The organism is Sorangium sp. So ce726, assembly GCF_051521405.1.
Classification (GTDB): Bacteria; Myxococcota_A; Polyangia; order Polyangiales; family Polyangiaceae; genus Sorangium.
The window spans coordinates 1,987,574-2,006,596 of the sequence record NZ_CP150349.1; the positions used below are offsets into that span (position 1 = coordinate 1,987,574).

The following is a 19,023-nucleotide window of genomic DNA, read 5'->3' on the forward strand; positions in this document are numbered from 1 at the left end:
ATGCGAACCACAAGGTTCGCTATTTGCGTTCTGCGATCGATGCCCGTCGAACGCGGCTGTCGGGCTGCGGTGAGAGCGTGACCGAGAGACGGACCCCAGGTCGGGCGCCGGCCGCGGCGTCGTGCCGTGGGCCGCGCTCAGGTTGCGCCCCCGCTCGGATTGTGATGGACGCCCGCCGCTCCTCCGCGAAACCTTTGCGGACCGCCCGTGTCCAAGGAGACGTGATGCCCTCCCACCTTCGCTCGCACTTCGCCTTCAACGCCCTCGCCGCCGCGATCGGGCTCTCCCTCGCGGCCTGCGCCGGGGCGCCTCCGCCCGCGCCGAACGCGCCGGTCTCGCCCGGCGACGGCCGCCAGGCGGCCCCGCCGCCGGCGCCGCTCCCGGAGGAGGAGGCCTTCGCCGTCCACGGCACGCTCAAGGACGAGTGGCTCCCGATCCTGAAGCCCGCGCCCTTTGACCCGAAGACCGCGCTGGTCCCCCCGGCGCCGGCCGGCGTGCCCGCCGCGCCGCGCGCCTGCGAGGCGTTCGTGCGGCGCGCCCCCGTCGCGCCCGCGCAGCCTTGCGGCGACGCGCAGGGCGCGACCGAGGCGCTCGACGCCGCGCTCGCCGAGGACGACGCCGCGAAGCGCGACGCGCGGCTCGCGGGCGTCGAGGCGTGCGCGGGCCTCGAGGCGGGCCTCGCGCGCGCGCTCCGGGCCGAGCTCGCGCCCATCACCTGCGGCGACGCCATCGCCGCGCCGCTGCTGGAGGCGCCGCCCGCCGCGCTCCGGGGCGACCTCTACCAGGTGCTGCTCGGCTTGACGCTCTCCGCCCGGCTCGCGCGCACCGCGACCGAGCCGCCCACGCTGCGGCCGCCCTACGATGTCCAGCGCGTCCTCGCGTTCACCAAGGGGCCGCTCTTCGCGTGGGTGACGGAGCAGGCCCGGGCGATCGAGGATCTCGGGCGGCGCGGCGTCGAGCTTCCGTTCTATGCGAAGGGCATCGTCGCCGTGGAGTCGGGGCGGGCCGACATGCGGCTCGTCGAGGCGGTCCGGTCCGCGCCGCTGCCGGACGCCATGCGGAAGGACGCGGAGCTCGCCAACGTCTATTACGGCGAGCTCGATCAGCTGCTCGATCCCTGGAAGGCCCGCGGCCGTGACGCAGCGCTCGTCGGCCTGCGCGAGCTCTCGTCGGTCGGCGTTCTCCGCGACGCCCGCGTCGACGGCGCGCGCGAGATGCTGTCTCGCCTCTACGGCGGCCGGCGCGTCGACGCGCTGGACGCGCTGGAGCTGCCGCCGCTCGCGGCGGGCAGCCCCCCCTCGTCGGCCGTCGAGCGGCTCGCGGCCCGGCTGCCGACGTACTACGCGGGCCGCCTGATCGCGCCCGAGGCGGCGGCGCGGCCCGAGATCCTGCGCGTCCTGCTCGGCCGAGGCGTCCCGCTCCAGCACCGCGCGGCGCTGCGCACCGCGCAGCTCTCGCCCGAGTCGAGGCTCCTCTATGCGAGGGCGCGGCTCGAGCTTGGCCGGCTGTACTGGCGGGCCGTGGACTTCGATCAGGCGACCGCGCTGCTCGCGGCGTGGCCCAAGGACACCCCGCGCCCCGCCGAGGCGACGGCGCTGCTCGCGGTCGCGCTCGGCCTGCGCAACGGCCCCGAGGACGCGGCGCTCATGATGCGGCGGGCGCCGCTCGCGGCGCTCGGCCTGGGCGATCTCGCGGCGCTCGACTGGGTGGCCCGCGCGAAGCCCGCCTCGACGTACGCGGGCATCGCGGCGTACGACGCGGCCGTCATCAAGCAGATCGCCGCCCCGCAGGGCGCGGAAGCGAGCTACTGGTCCGACGTGGCGGCGCGCTTCCGCGAGGCGCAGGCGCTCCTGACGGGGCCGCTGTCGAAGTCGGCGGAGGAGAGGGCGCGCGCGGCCGACGAGATCGCGCGGGCAGCGCGGTAGGGGCGGCGCGCGCTGGACAGAGGAGCCCGGCGAGCTGCCTTCAGGGGGCGGCTTCGCCGGGCGGTTTGTACTCCGTGATCTGGCCGGTCGCGACGAAGCCTATCTGCGAATAGAGCCCCAGCCCGTCGGCCGAGGCCTGCAGGATGGCCAGCCTGAGCCCAGCATCGCGCGCGTCCAGCAACGGGCGCAGCGTCAGCGCACGGCCGATCCCCTGCCGCCGGTGCGCCGGGGCCGTCGAGATGTTGTAGAGGCCGGCGACGCCGCCGCCCACGGCGAGCTCCGAGGTCGCCACGGGCGTGTCCCCTACGTAGCCGACGTAGAGCCACAGCGGCGCGTCGTCCGACAGGAGCGCCGGCGTCGCCATCTCGTAGAACCGCACCACATCGGGATCCGGCGGTGTCCAGTTGGCCGCAAGGAGGCGCGCGAAGTCCTGCAGCTGCGCGGCGGTTCTGACGCGCGCTATCGCGAGGCCGCGCGGCGCTTCGCGATCGGCGTGGAGCGCGTGGAGATCCGCGGCCATGCCCACCTCCGACTCCGCGGGCTCGAGCCCCGCGGTGCGGAGGAGCTCGCCGAGGTTCTCCGGCTCGTCCGCGGGGCCGACCCACCACGAGAAAGGGCGGCGGGTGCGGCGGAAGTGATCGATGGCCTGCTCCACACGGGCCTGTGCCGTCGCGGCGTCGAGGCGGGCTCGGAGGACGAAGTTGAAGGTGTCGCAGGGGAGCCCGGAGTCGACGAGGACGAGATCGGCGCCGCGCACGACATGCGCGCCGGGGAGCCGCTCCTGCGCCCAGCTTGCGTGGACGGCCATGTTGTCGTCCGCGGCCGCCGCGAGCTGTTGCGCCGGAATGCCAGCAAGCGAGGTCATGCTCATGAGGACCTTTCCTGACATCAAACGACGAGCACGCGCCACGATAGTGCTGGATTTCCACCGGGTCATGGTTGCGGAGCGTGCGCTCGAGGCCCCCATCGGTGGTGACGCGCTCATCGGCCGTGTGTCAAGCACCGCGCGGGGCCGCGGACGAGCCGGTGCTTACGTGGAGCTTGTTCGTTCCATTTGCCTTTCGACCACGTCGTCGGTCGACCTGGGTTAGCCTCGGTACGCGGCCACCCGGCTGTCCGGTCGCCCGGCGGTCCAGGAGGCCCTGGGATGGCGCTGCCCCGTGCGCGCCCCGGTGGTCGCGGAGAGCCGCGCGTGAACAAGAAGGACCTCACGGAACGGGACATCTGCACGAAGTACATCACCCCGGCCATCGTGAAGGCCGGCTGGGATCTCCACACGCAGCTCCGCGAGGAGTACCAGGTCAAGCCGGGGCCGATGCTCGTCCACGGCAATGCCGCGAGCCGCGGGAAATTTCAGCGCGCCGACTACGTGCTGCTCTACAAGCCGAACGTCCCGCTCGCGGTCGTCGAGGCGAAGGACAACAACGTCCCGATCAGCGAGGGCATGCAGCAGGCCCTCCGGTACGCCGAGGCGCTCGACGTGCCGTTCGCCTACGCATCCAACGGCGACGGCTTCGTGGAGCACGACCGGACCGGCAACGCGAAGAAGCCGGAGCGGCACCTCTCGAACGACGAGTTCCCGTCACCTGACGAGCTCTGGGAGCGCTACGCGAAGTACAAGGGGCTCACCACCGAAGCGCAGCGCATCGTCACCCTGGACTACTTTCCCGACGCGCCGGGCAAAGCTCCACGCTATTACCAGATCAACGCCATCAACCGCGTCCTCGAGGCGGTTGCCCTCAAGCAGCGGCGCATCCTGCTCGTGATGGCGACGGGGACTGGCAAGACCTACACCGCGTTCCAGATCATCTGGCGCCTGTGGAAGGCCGGGGTGAAGAAGCGCATCCTCTTCCTCGCCGATCGGAACATCCTCGTCGATCAGACAAAGACGAACGATTTCAAACCGTTCGGTGGGGCGATGACCAAGATCACCGACCGCAAGGTGGACAAGTCGTTCGAGATCTACCTCGCGCTCTACCAGGCCATCTCGGGCGCCGACGAGAGCAAGGACATCTTCAAGCAGTTCTCGCGCGATTTTTTTGATCTTATCGTCGTCGACGAGTGCCACCGGGGCAGCGCGGATCAGAACTCGGCGTGGCGCGAGATCCTCGAGTACTTCACGTCGGCCACGCAGCTCGGTCTGACGGCCACCCCCAAGGAGACGGCCGACGTCTCCACGACCGACTACTTCGGTCCTGCCGTCTACACCTACTCGCTCAAGCAGGGGATCGAGGACGGCTTCCTGGCCCCTTACAAGGTCGTGCGTTTCGATCTCGACAAGGATCTGGAAGGCTGGCGCCCACCCAAGGGCAAGAAGGACAAGCTCGGCCGCGAGATCGAGCTCCGGACCTACCGCCAGCGCGACTTCGACCGCAACCTCGTGCTCGAGCAGCGCACCGAGCTCGTCGCCCGGAAGATCAGCGAGTTCCTCAAGGCGACCGACCGCTTCGCCAAGACCATCGTGTTCTGCGAGGACATCGAGCACGCGGAGCGGATGCGTGAGGCGCTGGTGAACCAGAACGGCGACCTCTGCGCCAAGAACCGCAGGTACGTGATGCGGATCACGGGCGACAGCCCTGAGGGCAAGGCCGAGCTCGACAACTTCATCCACCCGGAGGAGCGCTACCCGGTCCTGGTCACCACCTCGAAGCTGCTCTCGACGGGCGTGGACACGCAGACCTGCAAGGTGATCGTGCTGGATCAGAACATCGAGTCGATGAGCGAGTTCAAGCAGATCATCGGGCGCGGCACCCGCATCCACGAGGAGGCGGGCAAGCAGTACTTCACTATTCTCGACTTCCGGCGCGCGACCGCGTACTTCGCCGATCCTGCGTTCGACGGCGAGCCCGTGCAGGTCTACGAGCCCAGGCGGGGCGACCCGGCCGCGCCGCCGGACGACCTGCCCGAGACGGCAGGACCGGCCGGGGAGGGCGCTGTCCAGAAGCCGGTCGCGCCTGCTCCTGGCGGCGAAGGCGACGACGAGGGTACCGGTGCGGGTGCGCGGCCGATGAAGTACGTGGTGGCCGACGTGCCCGTCCTCGTGGTCATGCAGCGGGTTGAGTATTACGGGAAGGATGGCAAACCCATCAACGAATCCGTCCGCGAGTTCTCGAAGAAGGCCGTGCTCGGTGCGTACGGGACGCTCGATGCGTTCGTGCAGCGCTGGATCCACACGGAGCGCAAGAGGGCCGTGGTGGACGAGCTGATCGAGCGGGGCCTCCTGCTCGACCACCTTGCGGAGGAGATCGGACGCGAGTACGCAGCGTTCGACCTCGTGTGCCACGTCGCCTTCGGTCAGCCGCCGATCAGCCGGAAGCAGCGAGCCAGCAACCTCCGCCAGCGGAAGGTCCTCGCCGCGCACGGCGAGCCTGCCCGCGCCGTACTGGAAGCATTGCTGGCGAAGTACGCGGAGGAGGGGGTCGAGGACATCGCCGACCTCGCGATCCTCAAGGTGGCGCCCCTCACGAAGCTCGGGACGCCCATGGAGATCGTCCGGTCCTTCGGCGGTAGGGAGGCGTACCTAAAAGCGGTGCGCGCGCTGGAGAACGAGTTGTACCGGGCGTCTTGACGGGGCCCGTCGAAGGAACGAAGAGCGAGCTATGTCTCTCGGAACGACGATCAAAACCATCCAGGACATCATGCGGAAGGACGCAGGCGTCGATGGAGACGCACAGCGGATCAGTCAGCTCGGCTGGATGATCTTCCTCAAGGTGTTCGATGACTGCGAACTCGAGAAGGAGAATGCGGGGGACGACGGGTACAGGTCGCCGATTCCCGCGAAGCTCCGGTGGCGCACCTGGGCCAACGACCCGGAGGGCATCACCGGCGATGCGTTGCTCGACTTCGTGAACAACGAGCTCTTCAGGACCTTGAAGGCGCTGCCCGCAGGGGGGAAGAACGCCAGGGTCGCTGCCGTGGTGCGCGGCGTGTTCGAGGACGCGTTCAACTACATGAAGTCCGGCACGTTGATGCGGCAGGTCATCAACAAGCTGAACGAGATCGACTTCAACAAGACGAGCGATCGTCACCAGTTCGGCGAGATCTACGAGAAGATCCTCGGCGACCTTCAGAGCGCCGGGAACGCGGGCGAGTACTACACGCCGCGCGCGGTTACGCAGTTCGCGGTGGACCAGGTAGACCCCAAGCTTGGGGAGACGGTCCTCGACCCGGCGTGCGGCACAGGCGGCTTCCTGACGTGCGCTATCGAGCACGTGCGCAAGAAGTACGTGAAGGGCCCCAAGGACGAGGCCAAGCTGCAAGAGAGCATCCAGGGAGTCGAGAAGAAGCAGCTCCCGCACCTGCTCTGTGTCACGAACATGATGTTCCACGGCATCGATGTGCCTTCGAACATCCGCCACGACAACACGCTGGCGTCTCCGCTGCGGGACTATAAAGCAACGGATCGCGTGGACGTGATCGTGACGAACCCGCCCTTCGGCGGCATGGAGGAGGACGGAATAGAGCAGAATTTCCCGCAGGCGTTCCGCACGCGGGAGACGGCGGATCTGTTCCTCGCCCTGATCATGACCTTGCTGAAGCCCGAGGGGCGCGCAGCGATCGTCCTGCCGGATGGATCGCTGTTCGGGGAGGGCGGGGTGAAGACGCGCATCAAGGAGAAGCTCCTGGAGGAGTGCAACTTGCACACCGTGGTGCGGCTGCCGAAGGGGGTGTTCAGTCCTTACACGGGAATCAAGACCAACGTCCTCTTCTTCACGAAGGGCGCGCCGACGAAGACGGTCTGGTACTACGAGCACCCGTACCCGGCGGGATACAAGAGCTACTCGAAGACGAAGCCGATGCGGATCGAGGAGTTCGAGGCCGAGAAGAAGTGGTGGGGGAAGCGCAAGGAGAATGACCACGCCTGGAAGGTGAGCATCGAGGAGATCAAGGCGCGGAGCTACAATCTCGATGTCAAGAATCCGCGTGCAGCCGATGATGAGCCTGGCGATGTAGATGAGCTGTTAAATGAGTATCGGGTCGCGGTGTATGAAGCGAGTCAACTGCGCAACTCCCTGACAGCAGAGCTTTGTCTCGCATTTGAGCAGGGGCGCGGATGACGACTCAGAGGTCTCTCTTTAAGGAAAATGTGTTGTTTGCGAGCGCTGCTTGCGTCAATGATGATCTAAATAGGCCTGAATTTGCCGAAAAATTATCAATTATTATTGATGCGAATGGCGGAATACAACGCGCTCGGAGGCTGATCCTCGATCTCGCTGTTCGAGGGCGGCTTGTTCCTCGCTCCAGGTCAGAAGGCAGAGGAGCAGACTTGCTATCGGCACTGAGAAGCGAGGTTGGCGCATGTCGAGGTCAATGGCTAGAGCCGCAGCCAAGGCAGATCGCTTCGGATGCTGGTTACGACGCGCCCGAATCCTGGTCCTGGGTACGCTTGTCCAATATTGTAATATTCGGACCCAAAAATGGGTATTCTCCTAAGGCCGTAGGTTATCTTACGGCGACGAGGACTCTCGCGCTCACCGCCACAACTTCCGGACGGTTCAATGGTCAGCATTATAAATACATCGACGAGACGATTCCGGAAGAGTCTTATCTTTGGCTCCAGGATGGCGATGTCCTAATTCAGCGTTCAAATTCCCTTGAGCATGTGGGAATGGCGGCTGTGTACCGCGGCAAGTCTCGCGAGTACATATATCCCGATTTGATGATGAAGGTAAGGCTTAGCGCGAGTGTCGATGCCGACTACGTTCACCGAGTGCTTCTCGCATCCCCCACTCGTTCCTTCGTCCGCGCACGTGCGAGCGGCACCGCTGGTTCGATGCCGAAGATTAGCCAGACTGTTGTAGCCAACATCCCCATCCCGCTTCCCCCATACACCGAGCAGAAGCGCATCGTTGCTAAAGTCGACCAGCTCATGGCCCTGTGCGACGACCTCGAAGCCAAGCTCCGCGTCCGTGACGAGAAGGCGGCCAAGCTCGCCGAGGCGCTCGTGGCGGAGGTCCTTGCCTAGCCTCGCGCCTCCAAACGGGCGCGCAGCGCGCAACATCCGCGCGCCCCTTGCGCTAGGATGCCGCCGTGTACCTCCGCGAGATCTACATCCGGAACCTCAAGCTGCTCCGCGATCTGCGGCTGTCGTTCACCACCTCCTCCGGCGAACCGCGGATGTGGACCGCGATCGTCGGCGAGAACGGCCTCTGCAAGACCTCCATCCTGCAGGCCATCGCCCTCGCGGCCAGCGGCCCCGACCGGGCCAACCAGCTCGCCGACATCCCGTCGCTGCCGGACCGGCGGCACCCGGACGAGCCGCTCGACATCGCGGCCAGCTTCGCGTTCGGCCCCCTGCCCGAAGGGCGCTCGCGCGCGTATCCGCGCTGGGGCGGCAAGCCGGGCCAGCCGCCCCAGCTCCTGCACAGCCGGCTGGGTCTTTCGCCCGGCTGGAAGGTCTTCGTGGGCTCGTCCGACTACGGGGAACCCTCCGAACATCCGCAGGAACACCTCGATCCCGCGCGCAGCGCCGACCCAGGCCCCCTGCGCGAAGCCCGCGCCGTCGGTGCGCCGTGGTGGTTCGTGGCCGGGTACGGCGTCAACCGGCGCCTGCCCAAGCCGCACGGCGCCGCGCGCCCGGACGATCCGACCCTGAGTCGGCTCGACTCCCTGTTCGACGGCGCCCCCATCCTCGGCACCGGGTTCGCCGACGTTCTCCAGGACCTCGGCATCGACCCGGCCCGCTACGCTGAGATGCTGTCGGACGCCCTCTTTCGCCGCTCCCGCCTCCTCCCGCGCGTGCGTGGGCTGGAACTTCGGGGCCGCGGCGGGGTGAAGAGCGCCGCGGACCTTGTGGAAGCTCACCGCTTCGAGCTGCGGTCGGGCTCGTCCACCTTCAAGTTGCCGGCGACGTGGTTGTCCCATGGTTACCAGGGGCTGATCTCCTGGATCGCGGACCTCATCGGTCAGATCCTGGCCGATACTCAGATCGTCGCCGACACGTCGATGTCCACTGCCCTGGTGGACCCCGCGGAGATGAGCGGTCTCGTCCTCATCGACGAGATCGACCTCCACCTGCACCCAAGCTGGCAGGCCGAGCTGGTGCCGAAGCTGAGGAAGGTGTTCCCGCGGATGCAGTTCGTGGTGACCACCCACTCGCCCCTGGTCCTCCCCGGCTTCGCGAAGGACGAGATCGTCCGGCTCGGCCGGAACCGGGACGGCGACGTGATCGCCCGGAAGACCGGGGAGTCGCCTGCGCTCATGACCGGGAGCGAGCTGTACGAGGAGTTCTTCGGGATCGATCGCCTCTTTCCGACCGACCTCGGCGAGGCCGCGCAGCGCTACGGCCTGCTCGCGAACGATCCCGGTCGCTCGGACGCGGAGGAGCACGAGATGGTCGCGCTGCGGCAGAAGCTCCGCGCCGCTGAGGTCGAGCCCGAGTGGGAACCCGTGCCTCGCACCAGGACGAGCGAGGGGCGGTCAACGAAGAAGGCACGAGGCCGGTGATCCGCGTGGACCGAGGCCCGAAGCCGGAAGGGCTGGAGGCCATCCGCAAGGTGGAGGTGAAGCGGCTCGCGGCCCTCGCACGGGAGGCGCCACCTAAGGCGAAGGATTTCGGCAACAGATACAACATCACCCGCCGAGATCTCTGGAAAGCGCAAGGACGGACCTGCTGCTACTGCGAGCGCCGAATCGACCGCCTCTACAACGATGTCGAGCACTTCCGGCCCAAGACCCGCGCCTACCGCGGCCAGGGGCGTCCCATGCACGGCTACTGGTGGCTGGCGTGGACGTGGGCGAATCTCCTCTTCGCCTGTCCCAGCTGCAATCGAAGGCACAAGAAGAACAAATTCCCCCTTGCCCGGGGGAGCCGTATCCTGCCGGCGGGTCACCGTCCACCGGGGCCCGAGCGAGCTATCCTCATCGATCCTTCAGGCGAGGACGATCCGATCGAGCACATCCAGTTCGTGCCATTCCGCCAGGCCGGGAAGAAAGAGAAGTGGATCCCCGTGGCTCGTGGCGGGAGCCGCAGGGGCAAGAGGACGATCCAGGTCCTCAAGCTCGACCGCCCCGCGCTCGTGACGGACTACGGAGATCATGTGTCCGACCTCGTCAGCCATCATGTGAAGGCGATCCGGGAGGCAATCCATGCGGGAGACGGCCGTATCGTCGCGAAGGCCTGGCGATCCGCCCTGAGGACGCTGTTTTATCGGCGCCAAGCGTTCAAGGCGCTCTCCCATGACGTCCTCGATCATCACTTTCCTCCGGAGGTCCGGCGGCAGTGGGGCCTCGAGCTCGAACGACCGTGATCGAGGACGATGAACGCCAGGAACACCCTCGTTGGTATCGGATCTGACCGCGATCGGAGGGGCGATGCGCTCCAGCTTCGGTCTCCTGGGCTGCGCGCCGGATCGCCGAGATCGGCCGCTTTGCGAGCCCCCGCCGCCGGTGCCGGCCGCCCTACCTGAAGCGCCGGCGCTGCCAGCGGTCTACGGATCGATGATCCAAGGACCGCCCGCGCCGCCCGCGCCGTCTTGGGTGCCGGCGCCGCCGCCGCCCGCGCCGCCGGGGCTACCGGCGCCGGCTCCCGCATCACCGGGGCCACCGGCGCCGGCTCCCGTGCCGCCGGCGGCCGCTGCGCCGGTGGCAGCGACACCGGTGGTCCCGACGCCGCTGCCCTCGTCTTCGCCGGGGGTCGAGCCGTTGCCGGCGCCGCCCGCGCCGCCGGCGCCGCCCGCGCCGCCGGTGCCGCCCGCGCCGCCGGCGCCGCCGGCGCCGCCGGCGCCGCCCGCGCCGTTGGTGCCGCCCGCGCCGTTGGTGCCGCCACCGGGGTCCACGTATGGGCCCGGGTCGATCAGACCGCCGCCGATCGCGGCCAGATCATAGATGAGGTCGGTATCGAAATAGATACCGATCGGCCTGTAGGCGATGCCAGAGCCCACCACGACGGTCTCTGCTACATGAGTCTCCCAGTTCCAGCCGGTGGTGCTGATGATATCCCAGGTGTATTGCTGGTAGACCGGATAGGCCGAGACCCGCGCGAGCGCGGCCGTGGGCACGAACAGGACCGAGGTCGCGTCGAGCGCGACGGTCGCGGTCACGTCGAACCCGACCGCCTTGGTGATCTGGTCGTCCGATGGCACGCAATCGTCCAGCGGGCCCGGTGTGGGCTGGGCGCTCGAGGACGTGTCGCCGCCCGACGTGGCCGAGGAAGGCCGAGGACCCCAGGTGCCGCCGCCCGGCATGCCCGGCGCGGGCTGATAGCTCCAGCCGCCGCCGCCGCCCGGCCTTCCAGTCGAAGGCTGAGGGCCAAAGGTGTCGTCGTCGCCCCCCGGTACGCCGCCCGGCATGCCCGGGAAGGGCTGGAAGAACCCGAACGGCTCGTCCTCCGATAGCGCCGGGTAGGGCCAGAGGTTGTTGAGCGCGCGGCTGCCCATCGTGCGCTCTGCGGCCAGAGGCGGCCGGGGCGTGACGGTGCTCAGGACGCGCACCGCCGGCGAGACGCTCGCCGACACGGAGACGCTGAGGGTCCGCGGGCCGAACCCCTCCGCCACGCGGAGCAGGTGGGCGGCATCCTCCCAGTGGAACGTCTCCGGTAGAACGAGGACGTTCGTGATTGTCTGACCAAAACACAGGGCCTGCCGGGCCTCTCCGACCTCGGCTCGTACGCCGCTGTCCGCGCGCTCGGGCACCTCGGACGCCTCGCGCGGGTTCACGCAAGTGATGGATGGAACGAGCAGCATCGCCGTGCCGAGCACGAGCTTCACGTCAGGAACAAACATGTTCACTCCCCTGGGTTGCGATCAGAGCAGCGAAGTGACGGAGCCACTCAGGCGTGGAGAGCGCCGAGGAGCCGATCGTCACCTTTCGCGTCCCGGTGTCCCGGGAGGCCTCTTCTTCCGACTCCGAGGCGGCGGCGGCCAGAGTTCAGCCACCCGGTGAGCGCCGTGAGCTCGGGAGTCCTCCGTGAGACCAGCTCGATGAGCATAGAAGTCCTATGGGGCGACGCTCCCTGCAAGAAGCGTGGAGTGGAGCGCGATCCCCTGCGCGCGCCATGGTGGCGTCCACAGCGCGAACACCCCCCGGCGCAAACGCCGTTCTCGGATGGACTGGCGTTTGCCGTTCCAGGAGGCGCGTGAGCGGCGTGCCCACGCGCGAGGTCGCGCATCCCCCCAGGATCGGCGGCCGTGCTGCGCACGCGGCGCAAGAGAGGCGAGCGTGACGAGTCCTGTGGTCGTGACCAAGTATATGTGTGCCGCCGCTGCGATTCTCTCCGTGCTCGGCTGCGCGGCCGGCGTCGACCCGCCCGACGAGGGGGGACCCGCGGCGCCTGCGACTTCCACCCTCGGGGTCGCGGAACAGCGGTCCAGCACCTACGGGTGGAGGGTCATCGAGGTGATCGACTACAATTTCGACGGAAAGCAGGATGTGTTCTGGATCGACGCCGAACGCAGCCTCATGGCCGTATGGTTCATGGACGGAAACCAGCTGCTCACGCCGGGCCCGATCGTTCGTGGGCCGGCCGGCAGGGGCTGGATCGCCATAGGGCACGACTTCAACCTCGACGGCCTGGCGGACGTGCTCTGGCGTCACGATGAGCGGGACCTGTTCACGATCTGGCTGACGGACGGAGGCCGGCCGTTCGCGCAGGGCCCGATGATCCCCGGGCCGCGAGGCGGAGGCTGGGTGGTCCGGCCGAACGACTTCAACCGCAACGTCGCCTCGGATGTGCTCTTTTACAGCGAGGAGCAGAACCTGATGACGGTGTGGCTGTTGGATGGCCCCCAGCTGCTCGCGCCGGGCCCATTCATTCCGGGGCCGGGCGGCGACTGGGATATCGGCCCCGTGCCCGACTTCAACTTCGACCGCATCGCGGACGTGATCTGGAACGACGAAGTGCACAACCTGATGACGGTGTGGCTGATGAGCAACACCGAGGTCATCGGGCGAGGGCCGGTGATCCCCGGGCCGGCCGGCGAGGGATGGGAAGTCCTCTGGGCGGCCGATTTCAACGCTGACGGCATGGCGGACGTGCTCTGGTCCAACGAGGAGAGGGGCCTTGCAGCGGTATGGCTGATGAATGGCGTCGAGGTCCTCGACGCGGGGCCGGTGATCCGCGGGCCCATCGGCGACGGCTGGAGAGCGGTCGCCGCCGGCGACGTCAACGCCGATCTGATGTCGGATGTCGTATGGCAACGCCTGGGGACGAGCCAGATCTCGGTGTGGTTGATGAACGGCACCCACGTCCTCTCGCCAGGGCCGGTGATCCTGGGCCCGCCTGGCGGCTGACCCGACCGGGGCGGCTCGCGGCGCGCGCTGGCGCGCTCCGGTGATCGACTCCGCGTTGATTCCGCCCCGCGCGCGGCCTGGCTGGCGCGCTCGGCGGCGTGGATCGACACGTCGGGCGACCACGGCAGCGGGCGCGGGCGCGTCAGTTCGAAACGCCCGCCGCGCGCAGGCCGTCCCGGGCCAGCGCGTGCTTGGGCGCGATGTCGAGGACCCGCCGGAGCTCCCGCGCGGCGTCGCCGCCCTTGCCCATCTTGAGCAGCGACCAGCCGAGGCCCGAGCGGACCTCGACGTCGCTCGGGTACATCTCGGCGAGCCGGCCGTAGATCGTCGCCGCCTCCGGGTAGCGCGCCAGGTTGTACAGGGCGAACGCGAGCCGCAGGCTCGCGAGGTAGTTCGCGGGATCGAGCTGCAGCGCCCTCCGCGCGGTCGCTTCCACGTCGGCCCACCGGCGCAGCGCCATCTGCGGGAGCAGCGCGCCGACGCGCGACTCGACCGACTTCGGCTCGATCGCGCTCGCCCTGCTGTACGCGTCGACGGCCTCCTTGTTGCGCCCTAGCCTGTGATAGAGCCAGCCGCGGCGGAGCTCCGCGACGTAGCCATCCTTCTGCGGCGCAGGGAGGCGATCGAGCGCGGCGAGCGCGTCCTGCACCTTCCCGGCGGCCTCGGCGTCATAGGACAGCTGGAACAGGTCCGCCGGCCTCCCCTCCGCCTCGGCGGCCCCGGAAGGGACGCCGCTCAACGCACAACCGACCAGCATCACGAAGAACCATCGACTCGCTCTCATGACGTCTCCTCGCCGAATGACACGGTGAATTTCCTGTCGGCGTCCTGGGCCCGCTCCGCCACCCGCGTGCGGCCCTGCGCCGTCACCTCGACCCGGAGCGGCCCTCTGCCCCTCGTGAGCTCCGCCCGCGTCCGCACGAGCGGCTCGCCGCGGCGATCGCGCCGCCGCGACTCGCCGAGGACCACGAGGAGGTCGCCCTCGCGGCGCATCCTGAGGTCCATCTCGATCCCGTCGCCTGGCAGGAACGGGGCGGCGAAGTCGGCGAGCACCCGGAGCGCGACCGCGCGGAATCGCCGCGCCGGCAGCGTGTCCGCCCAGCGGAGCGAGGCGCTGCCCTCGAGCGGCACCCGCGGGAGCGCCGCGCGCAGCAGGTGAACGACCGACGCGTCGTCGCCCACCGCGTCGAAGCTCGTGAACAGGTCGTCGCTCCTGCCGTAGAAGAGCGACGCGGCGCGGTCCTCCGAGCGGATCAGGAGCCGCCCGTGGACGTCGACGTCGCACGTGACGCGCTCGACGTGCGCGCCGACGCGGTACGCCCAGGTGTCGGCGCAGGTGAAGCCGAAGTACGCGGATACGTCCTCGTCGGCCTCGATCGAGCGCACGGCGTCGCCCTCCCGCGGCTCCAGGCTGGGCCAGAGCCGCGCCTCCTCGCTGACCGTGACCACGTCGCTGAACCTGCACGGGAGCGTCGGCGCGCCGAGCTTGTGGGTCGACTGCAGCTGGAAGTGCAGGTGCGGCTCGGGGGATCGACCCGAGCTGCCGGCGAGCCCGAGGACGTCGCCCCGCTTCACCCATTGCCCCTCCACGACCTTGAGCGTCCCGCGCGCGAGGTGCGCGACCATGGAGTAGACGCCGGGCGCGTGGGCCACGATGACGTGGTTGCCCCAGTTCTGCTCGAGGTTCATCGCGCCGACGTCGCTGTCGGGCACGCTCGACTCGACCTTCACCACGGTGCCGTCGGCGGCCGCGACCACGGGCAGCCGGTGGCAGTGGAAGTCCTGCGGCGCGCTCCCGGCGCCGCGGAAGGCCCGGCCATCTTCGCCCATCACCTGAAAATCGAAGGCATAGCGCCATTGCTCCTTGTGCGTGAACGCGCCGTCGACCGCCTGCGTGCACGTCCACGCGCCGCGGAACGGGAGCCGGAAGCTCACCCCGTGCGGCGACTGCTGGAAACGCGCGCGCCGCGTGCGGAAGTACGCGAGGTTCTGCTCGGGCGTGCCCGGGAGGAAGTCCACGGCCTTGGGCCGCTCGTCGCGCGCGCGCCGCCGCATCGCGAGGAGGACGGCGACGACGGTGACGTTGAACGGCAGGATCAGCGGCGCCGCGCCGAGCCGCGCGAGCGGCGCCATCGCGCCGGCGGTGACGAGCGCGGCGGCGACGGCGCCGGTCAGGCCGAGCGCGAACGAGGACGCCGAGGGGACGAACCAGACGCCGCCCAGCCCGACCGCCGTGAGGACGGCGTTGTAGCCGAGCACGTCGAGCGCGCCGTCAGGGAGCGAGAGCCACCGCGAGGCGAGCCCGAGCACCGCCGCGAACGCGAGCGCGGCGAGGAGCGCGGCGATCCGGCTGTGGACGAGGAGCGCGGCGAGCACCAGCGCGCCCGCGTCGACGCGGGGCAGGAAGAAGAGGCCGCCGAGGCACTGCGCGAACAGCGCGATGGGCGCGGGGAGGCCCTCGATCGCGAGCGGGGCTTGCGCGTGCGCCGCGAGCGTGAGCCCGGAGAACGCCGAGGTGCTCAGCGTCAGGTGGAAGACGACGATGAACGGGAGCGAGAGCACCGGCAGGCCGGCGGCGCCGCCGGAACCGGGACCGGAGAGGGAGCGCAGCGCGGCCGTGACCACCACGCACGCGGCGGCGCCGAGCAGCGCGACGGCGACGGCGGGGCCGTCCGCGGTGAACGACTGCGCCACGCCGAGGCCGACGAGGAGCGCGTTGTACGCGTACGACCCGTCCTTCACGGCGTCCTTCTCGAGGTCGAGGAGGAGCGCGGTCCCGTTCGCCGCGCACGCCGCGATGACGCCGAACACGAAGGCGCGAGGCACGGTGGCGGTCGCGAGCAGCACGAGGAGGCCCACCGCCGGCGAGCGCGAGAACAGGATGTGCGCGTAGACCCGGAGGAGCGACTCCCCCATCTCGACGACGCCGCTCCTCGCGACCAGCGAGCTCACGGCCGCCGCGACCCGACGGCGCCGTGCCGTCCCGGTCGCGTGCGCCGCGCCGCTCACGTCGCTCATCGGCGCGGGGATCACCTGAGCCATGCCGGCACGTCCTCGACGGCGCGGAAATCGTCGAGCGTCTCCGCGCGGCGGATGCAGGAGGCGCCTCCCTCGCCCACCATCACCACCGCCGGACGGAGGGTGATGAACTGGTGCCACTGCGTCACGTTGTAGGCGCCCACGTTGCGGAACACGAGCCGATCTCCCGGGGACGACGCCGGGAACTGCATGGTGTCGCGCACCACGTCGATGTTCATGCACAGCGGGCCGAACATCACGGTGGGCTCCTGCATGGCGCTGAACTCCTGCGCCGGGACGACATCGTGTTTGTACCAGAACGAGGTGAAGAGCAGGTTGACGCCCGCGTCGAGGACGAGGCCGCTGCGCCCGTCGGGGAGGCGCTTCTTGGCCTCGACCGTCGAGATGAGGTACCCCGCGTCGTCCACCAGCGCGCGGCCTGTCTCGAGGACGAGCGTCGGGAGCTCCCGCGCGGGATAATCGAGCTCGCCGAGGCCGTCGCAGATCGCCTCGGCGTAGCGCTCAAACGACGGAGACGCCTGCTCGCCGAGCAGGTACTGCGCCTTCAGCGTGTTCTTCGAGGCGAAGCCGCCGCCGAGATCGAGGAACGAGAGCCGGATCCCGTGCGCGGCGCGTATCTCGTTGGCGAGGCGCGCCAGCTTGGACGCCGCCTTGCCGTAGGCGCCCGGGTCGAGGATGAACGTGCCGATATGGCAGTGCAGCCCGGTGAGCTCCATGCGATCTCCGCTCACGAGGCGGTTCACCGCCTCCCTGGCCTGGCCGGACTCGAGGTTCAGGCCGAACCGGCTCCACGGCGCGAGGCCCTCGATGTTCATGTTGACCCGAATGGCCACCTTCGGGCGCGCCTTGACCCGCTCGGCGACCCGCTCGATCCGCGCCAGCTCGTCGAGGTTGTCGATGTGGATGATCGAGCCGCCGGAGACCGCGCGCGCGAGCGCCGCGTCGGGCTTGTAGGGGCCGTTCCAGTGGATCCGCTCGGCCGGGACGCCCGCGAGGATCGCCTTGTCGTACTCGAAGGGCGAGACGACCTCGGCCCAGGCGCCTTCGCGGTGGAAGGTGCGGCAGATCGCCTCGAGGTAGTTCGTCTTGTACGACCAGGCGATCCGCACCTTGGCCCATCGGCGCGCGAACGCGCCGTGGAGCTCGCGATACCGGCTGACGAGCGTCCGCTCCGAGAACACGAAGAGAGGTGATCCGTGCTCGGCGACGAGATCGGCGATGGCGACTCCATCGATGTGGGTGAGGGGCCGCACGCCCTGGAGGCGGCCGAACTTGTTCATCGCCCCCATCTGGTGCCGGACGATGCTGGGCGATTCGTAGACCGGGCTATTCACGAGAGGCCTCCTGAACGGACGAGCTCGCCCGTCGTCACCATGCTTTGAAAGTCGCTGATCCGCGCGACCTGGTCGATCGAGATGCGGACGAACATCGCGCCGACCTCGTAGCCGCGGAGCGGCTCGATCGGCGCGCCTGCGGCGAGATCGACCACGGCGCGAGGCAGGTTCATCCCCGCCGCCACGCTCAGGTACACCCACGCCGGGAAGCGCGGGTTGACCTCGATGAGGTGATAGCGTCCCTGCGCGTCGCGCATCACCTCGACCTCGAAGGGGCCGCGCCACCTCGTCGTCTCCGCGAAGGCCTGCGCGATGCCGACGAGCTCGGGGTCGCGCACGGTGATTCCGGCCCAGCCCTTTCCTTTGTCGGTGAGGAGCATCTTCTTCATCGGCACGGCGCCGACGAGCCCGCCTTCCCCGTCGCCGACCGCCACCACATCGAACTCCTCCCCGCTCACGTGCTCCTGGACGAGGACCGGGAGGCCCCACTGGGCTATCACCTTGTAATAGGCCGACACCGCCTCATCGAAGGTCGTCGCCAGCGTTGCGCCGTAGAACACGCCCTTCACGTGGAAGGGGTAAGGCACCCGCTCGTGGATGCGCAGGAGCTCGTCGGCGTCCGAGAGGGCCGCCGTGCGCGGGACCCGGATGCCGGCGCGGGCGCCGAGCGCGGCGAGGCTCGCCTTCGAGCGGAGATCGAGCTGCTCGCGCGTGGGCAAGCAGGTGCCGATGCCCATCGCGTGGAGCCGCGGCGCGATGTCGATGAACGAGGGCAGCTCGGCGTCGAGCGTCGGGATGATCACGTCGAGCCCGACCCGCCGGTGGACGTACTCGAGGCGGGACACGAACGCTTCCAGGCCCTGCGATGGATAGGGGATCATGAATACATCGCTCACGATGTCGCCGGCGTACGCGCCGGGATCGAGCGCGTCGTACGCGAGGCCGACGATGCGAAGCGAGGCGTCGCCGCCCGCGCGGAGCGCCCGGATGACGCCGACGCCGGGCGCGGGGTTGTCGGTCGCGTTGAGGCCGGTGACGGCGATGGTGCGGGGCCTCGTCTTCACTGGGCTCCCTCCGGCTCCGCGGAGATGAGGCCGTGCTGCCGGAGGAGCTCCACGAACTCGCCGACGTCGCGCGCCGGGTCGCCCCCGCGGATGTCGAAGCGCTCGCGGAGCCGGGCGGCGACCTGCTCGCGCGAGAGCCCCTCTTTCATGGCGTTGAGCGCGCAGAGGCCGGTGGGATTGACGGTGAACGTCGCGCCCGACGCGGGATCGAACACGAATCCGGTATCGCTGAGTGCAAGCTCTTTCAATCGCAGGATCGCGCTCACGCGAGCCTCCTCGTTGTTAAGGATGTTGGGTGTGCCGGCCGTGAAATTCTTCAGAAAATTCACAGGGAGGCGGGGAGACGGGGAGGAGAGATTCAAAATACTCCCTGTCTCCTCGCCTCCCTGTTCAAATATTTTCGCTGAAAAGGGCCACGAAATAAGGGAATTC

At 69.0% G+C, this 19,023-nt stretch carries 14 protein-coding genes; 7 read left to right on the forward strand and 7 right to left on the reverse strand.

Annotated elements, in window-relative coordinates; all coding sequences use genetic code 11:
- The first annotated feature begins 224 nt into the window (after window positions 1-224).
- Window positions 225-1,925, forward strand: coding sequence for a hypothetical protein (locus WME79_RS07495; protein WP_437533847.1), 1,701 nt, complete (start codon window positions 225-227; stop codon window positions 1,923-1,925).
- 40 nt (window positions 1,926-1,965) lie between these two features.
- On the opposite strand, the gene WME79_RS07500 is transcribed toward WME79_RS07495, so the two are convergent.
- Window positions 1,966-2,796: a GNAT family N-acetyltransferase gene (locus tag WME79_RS07500; RefSeq protein ID WP_437533848.1), complete on the reverse strand. Its 831-nt coding sequence runs from the start codon at window positions 2,794-2,796 to the stop codon at window positions 1,966-1,968.
- Window positions 2,797-3,072: 276 nt separating this feature from the next.
- On the opposite strand from WME79_RS07500, the gene hsdR reads away from it, so the two are divergent.
- The 5 genes from hsdR to WME79_RS07525 all read left to right on the forward strand — a co-directional run bounded on the left by hsdR (window position 3,073) and on the right by WME79_RS07525 (window position 10,174).
- The gene (hsdR, locus tag WME79_RS07505) at window positions 3,073-5,493 is read left to right on the forward strand and encodes an EcoAI/FtnUII family type I restriction enzme subunit R (protein ID WP_437533850.1); all 2,421 of its coding nucleotides are present in this window, start codon (window positions 3,073-3,075) and stop codon (window positions 5,491-5,493) included.
- A 31-nt stretch (window positions 5,494-5,524) separates the two neighbouring features.
- The gene (locus WME79_RS07510; protein ID WP_437533852.1) at window positions 5,525-6,982 is read left to right on the forward strand and encodes an N-6 DNA methylase; all 1,458 of its coding nucleotides are present in this window, start codon (window positions 5,525-5,527) and stop codon (window positions 6,980-6,982) included.
- Entirely contained in the window at window positions 6,979-7,890 is a 912-nt protein-coding gene (locus WME79_RS07515; protein WP_437533854.1) for a restriction endonuclease subunit S, read from the forward strand. The genes WME79_RS07510 and WME79_RS07515 overlap by 4 nt, the downstream gene beginning before the upstream one ends.
- 65 nt (window positions 7,891-7,955) lie before the next feature.
- Window positions 7,956-9,371 (forward strand): AAA family ATPase, encoded by a 1,416-nt coding sequence (locus WME79_RS07520; RefSeq protein ID WP_437533856.1) that lies wholly within the window; start codon window positions 7,956-7,958, stop codon window positions 9,369-9,371.
- On the forward strand, window positions 9,368-10,174 hold the full coding sequence (locus tag WME79_RS07525) for a hypothetical protein (RefSeq protein ID WP_437533858.1): 807 nt from the start codon (window positions 9,368-9,370) through the stop codon (window positions 10,172-10,174). Before WME79_RS07520 ends, WME79_RS07525 begins: the two co-directional genes overlap by 4 nt.
- A gap of 180 nt (window positions 10,175-10,354) precedes the next feature.
- On the opposite strand, the gene WME79_RS07530 is transcribed toward WME79_RS07525, so the two are convergent.
- Window positions 10,355-11,647, reverse strand: coding sequence for a hypothetical protein (locus WME79_RS07530; protein ID WP_437533860.1), 1,293 nt, complete (start codon window positions 11,645-11,647; stop codon window positions 10,355-10,357).
- Window positions 11,648-12,101: 454 nt separating this feature from the next.
- Between WME79_RS07530 and WME79_RS07535 the strand changes: the two genes are divergently transcribed.
- A complete protein-coding gene (locus WME79_RS07535; RefSeq protein WP_437533862.1) occupies window positions 12,102-13,154 on the forward strand; it encodes an FG-GAP repeat domain-containing protein in 1,053 nt (350 codons plus the stop codon).
- A gap of 142 nt (window positions 13,155-13,296) precedes the next feature.
- On the opposite strand, the gene WME79_RS07540 is transcribed toward WME79_RS07535, so the two are convergent.
- From WME79_RS07540 to WME79_RS07560, 5 genes are read right to left on the reverse strand one after another with little or no spacing between them, the layout of a single operon-like run.
- Window positions 13,297-13,938 (reverse strand): tetratricopeptide repeat protein, encoded by a 642-nt coding sequence (locus tag WME79_RS07540; protein ID WP_437533864.1) that lies wholly within the window; start codon window positions 13,936-13,938, stop codon window positions 13,297-13,299.
- A complete protein-coding gene (locus WME79_RS07545) occupies window positions 13,935-16,196 on the reverse strand; it encodes an urea transporter (protein ID WP_437533866.1) in 2,262 nt (753 codons plus the stop codon). The genes WME79_RS07540 and WME79_RS07545 overlap by 4 nt, the downstream gene beginning before the upstream one ends.
- Window positions 16,184-17,527 carry a diaminopimelate decarboxylase gene (locus tag WME79_RS07550; protein ID WP_437533868.1) on the reverse strand — a complete coding sequence of 448 codons (1,344 nt, stop codon included), beginning with the start codon at window positions 17,525-17,527 and terminating at the stop codon, window positions 16,184-16,186. The genes WME79_RS07545 and WME79_RS07550 overlap by 13 nt, the downstream gene beginning before the upstream one ends.
- On the reverse strand, window positions 17,524-18,591 hold the full coding sequence (locus tag WME79_RS07555) for an ATP-grasp domain-containing protein (RefSeq protein WP_437533869.1): 1,068 nt from the start codon (window positions 18,589-18,591) through the stop codon (window positions 17,524-17,526). Before WME79_RS07555 ends, WME79_RS07550 begins: the two co-directional genes overlap by 4 nt.
- Window positions 18,588-18,857 (reverse strand): PqqD family peptide modification chaperone, encoded by a 270-nt coding sequence (locus tag WME79_RS07560; RefSeq protein ID WP_437533871.1) that lies wholly within the window; start codon window positions 18,855-18,857, stop codon window positions 18,588-18,590. Before WME79_RS07560 ends, WME79_RS07555 begins: the two co-directional genes overlap by 4 nt.
- Window positions 18,858-19,023 lie beyond the last annotated feature (166 nt).

Bases quoted from the DNA above. Each gene is read 5' to 3' on its own strand.
- WME79_RS07515 (WP_437533854.1), top strand. From the start codon at position 6,979: ATGACGACTCAGAGGTCTCTCTTTAAGGAAAATGTGTTGTTTGCGAGC.
- WME79_RS07540 (WP_437533864.1), bottom strand. From the start codon at position 13,938: ATGAGAGCGAGTCGATGGTTCTTCGTGATGCTGGTCGGTTGTGCGTTG.
- WME79_RS07530 (WP_437533860.1), bottom strand. From the start codon at position 11,647: ATGTTTGTTCCTGACGTGAAGCTCGTGCTCGGCACGGCGATGCTGCTC.
- WME79_RS07545 (WP_437533866.1), bottom strand. From the start codon at position 16,196: ATGGCTCAGGTGATCCCCGCGCCGATGAGCGACGTGAGCGGCGCGGCG.
- hsdR (WP_437533850.1), top strand. From the start codon at position 3,073: ATGGCGCTGCCCCGTGCGCGCCCCGGTGGTCGCGGAGAGCCGCGCGTG.
- WME79_RS07510 (WP_437533852.1), top strand. From the start codon at position 5,525: ATGTCTCTCGGAACGACGATCAAAACCATCCAGGACATCATGCGGAAG.
- WME79_RS07500 (WP_437533848.1), bottom strand. From the start codon at position 2,796: ATGAGCATGACCTCGCTTGCTGGCATTCCGGCGCAACAGCTCGCGGCG.
- WME79_RS07495 (WP_437533847.1), top strand. From the start codon at position 225: ATGCCCTCCCACCTTCGCTCGCACTTCGCCTTCAACGCCCTCGCCGCC.